Here is a 2824-nt window from a genome sequence, read left to right on the forward strand (position 1 = left end):
ACCTGCCCGTCGGGCGCCGCCCCTTCCGCGGAGCCGACGACGACGTTGGCGGCCGTCGTCCCTGTCTCGAGGGCGTTCAGCCCTGCGAGCAGCTCGTCGCGGCTGCCGGCGACGACGACGGCCCGGTGGGACAGCGTCGCCCGGGTGGTGGCCAGTGAGTAGGCGACGTCCACCGGCCGCAGCGTGCTGTCACCGCTGACGTGCGCGGCCAGCCGGGCGGCCTGCTCCCGCAACGCCTGCGGTGAACGCGCGGAGATCAGGAACGGCAGCGGACTGCCAGCCGGTTCGCCGACAGACGCCGCAATACTTCCTTCACTTCCCTCGGCACTCCTTTCGGCGGACGCTCCCGCGCTCCTCCCGGCCGCGTCCCCCTCGACGACAGGCGCGCCTGCCTCGGACGCGTCCGAGCTGGCCCGGGCATCCACCCGCACGTCCGCCCGGCCCGCCGGGCCGTCCGTCCCGGCACCCGCCGGGCGCTGCACCGAACCGTTCACCGAGACACCCGCCAGATCGCGGTCCGTCCCGTTCCGAGCGGAAGATTGAGGGAGCAAGTGGCTGCCGGGGCGACCACTTGTCCCCTCGTTGTCATGATCGCCCGCACCTGCGCCCGCGGGGATGCCTGCCGAGGCGTTCGGGGTGGCGTCTGGCGCGGCGTTCGCTGGGGCGTCCGGGCCGGTGGGGGCCTGTTCGATGATGATGTGGGCGTTGGTGCCGCTGACGCCGAAGGCGGAGACGGCGGCCCGGCGGGGGCGGTCGACCTCCGGCCAGGCCCGCGCCTCGGTGAGCAGCTCTACCGCACCCGCCGACCAGTCCACGTACGGTGACGGCTCGTCCACGTGCAGGGTCTTCGGCAGGACGCCGTGGCGGATGGCCTGGACCAGCTTGATGACCCCGGCGACACCGGCGGCGGCCTGGGTGTGCCCGATGTTCGACTTGACCGAGCCCAGCCACAGCGGCCGGTCGGCGGGCCGCCCCTGCCCGTAGGTGGCGATGAGGGCCTGGGCTTCGATGGGGTCGCCGAGGCGGGTGCCGGTGCCGTGGGCCTCGACGGCGTCGACGTCGGCGGGGGTCAGGCCGGCGGCGGCGAGGGCGGCGCGGATGACACGCTGCTGGGACGGCCCGTTGGGGGCGGTCAGGCCGTTGGAGGCGCCGTCCTGGTTGACGGCGGAGGCGCGGAGCACGGCGAGGATGCGGTGGCCGGCGCGCTGGGCGTCCGAGAGCCGCTCGAGCAGGACGAGCCCGACGCCCTCGGACCAGCTCACGCCGTCCGCCGCCGCCGCGAACGCCTTGCTGCGGCCGTCGGGGGCGAGCCCGCGCTGCCGGGAGAACTCGACGAACTCGCCGGGGGAGGACATCACCGTCACCCCGCCGGCGACCGCCAGCTCCGCGTCCCCGGCGCGCAGCGCCTGGGCGGCCAGGTGCAGGGCGACCAGCGACGACGAGCAGGCCGTGTCGATGGTGACCGCCGGCCCCTCGAAACCGAACGTGTACGACACCCGGCCCGAGAGCACGCTGCCGGCGCTGCCCAGCCCGAGGTAGCCCTCCAGGTCCGGCGGCGGGTCGGCCTGGGCGGCGTAGTCGGCCACGTTCGTGCCCGCGAACACACCGGTGCGGCTGCCGCGCAGCGACGCCGGGTCGATCCCGGCGTTCTCCAGCAGCTCCCAGGTGGCCTCCAGCAGCAGCCGGTGCTGCGGGTCGGTCGCCAGCGCCTCCCGCGGGGAGATCCCGAAGAACTCCGCGTCGAAGTCGCCGACCGCGTCCAGGAACGCCCCGTAACGGGTGTAGGACGTGCCGGGGTGGTCCGGGTCGGGGTCGTAGAGGGCGTCCAGGTCCCAGCCGCGGTCCCGCGGGAACTCGGTGATCGCGTCACCGCCGTCGGCGACCAGCCGCCACAGCCCGTCCGGCGAGCCTGCCCCGCCCGGGAACCGGCAGGCCAGGCCGACGATCGCGATCGGCTCTTGGCGTTCACCGCGCGCCTCCCGCAGGCGTTCGCGGGTGTCGTGCAGCTCCGCGGTGACGCGGCGCAGCAGGTACCGGATCTTGTCGTCGCTCACGGTCAGCCTCTCCTGCGGGATGTGTCGGGCATGGTCACCGAAGGCATCCAGAGAATGCCCCGGCCTTCAGACCGGGGAGGAATCCGGTCTCCCGCGGAGCGGGGCACGCAACGCCGATCCGCCGGGATCGGCGTTGCGTGCGGCGTGACCGGCGGTGCGCATCCCGGCCGGTGGGAAACCCCCGGTGCGCCGGTGATCATAGATCGGCATCCCTTCGGTAGGATCATTCCATGTCCCGTTTCCGACTCTATCCGACCGCCGATCAGGTGGCGGTTCTGGAGTCGCATTGCGGGCACGCGCGGTACGTGTGGAATCTCGCGCTCGAACAACAATCCTGGTGGCATCCGCGCCGCGGACCCGCGCCCGGATACGCCGAGCAGAACCGGCAGCTGACCGACGCACGGCGGGAGTTCGGCTGGCTTGCCGCGGGCAGCGTCATTGTTCAGCAGCAGGCGTTGCGGGACTTCGCCACGGCCCTGGCCGGCTTTTTCCGCGGTTCGCACCGGAAACCGTCGTTCCGGAAACGCGGCCGGGGCGAGGGTTTCCGGAACGTCGCGGTGAAACCCGGTGATTTCCGGCGGGAGAACCGCCGCTGGTCGCGGGTGCGGGTCCCGAAGGTTGGCTGGGTGCGTTTCCGCCGCACGCGCCCGGTACCGGCCGCGACGTCGTTCCGGGTGACCCGGGATCGGGCGGGCCGGTGGCATGTCGCGTTCGCCGTCGTACCCGACCCTGTCGCGGTGTCCGGGGCCGGTGGGGTCGTCGGGGTGGAC

At 73.6% G+C, this 2824-nt stretch carries 2 protein-coding genes; one reads left to right on the forward strand and one right to left on the reverse strand.

The features are described 5' to 3' along the window. Positions 1-2054: type I polyketide synthase (locus AC5LUJ_RS22820; RefSeq protein ID WP_493465724.1), on the reverse strand; the 2054-nt coding region annotated here is incomplete at its 3' end. Positions 2055-2284: 230 nt separating this feature from the next. On the opposite strand from AC5LUJ_RS22820, the gene AC5LUJ_RS22825 reads away from it, so the two are divergent. After that, positions 2285-2824 (forward strand): RNA-guided endonuclease InsQ/TnpB family protein (locus AC5LUJ_RS22825; protein WP_493465725.1); only part of this gene is annotated, 540 nt, incomplete at its 3' end.

Source organism: Protofrankia sp. CiP1_Cm_nod3 (assembly GCF_982290655.1).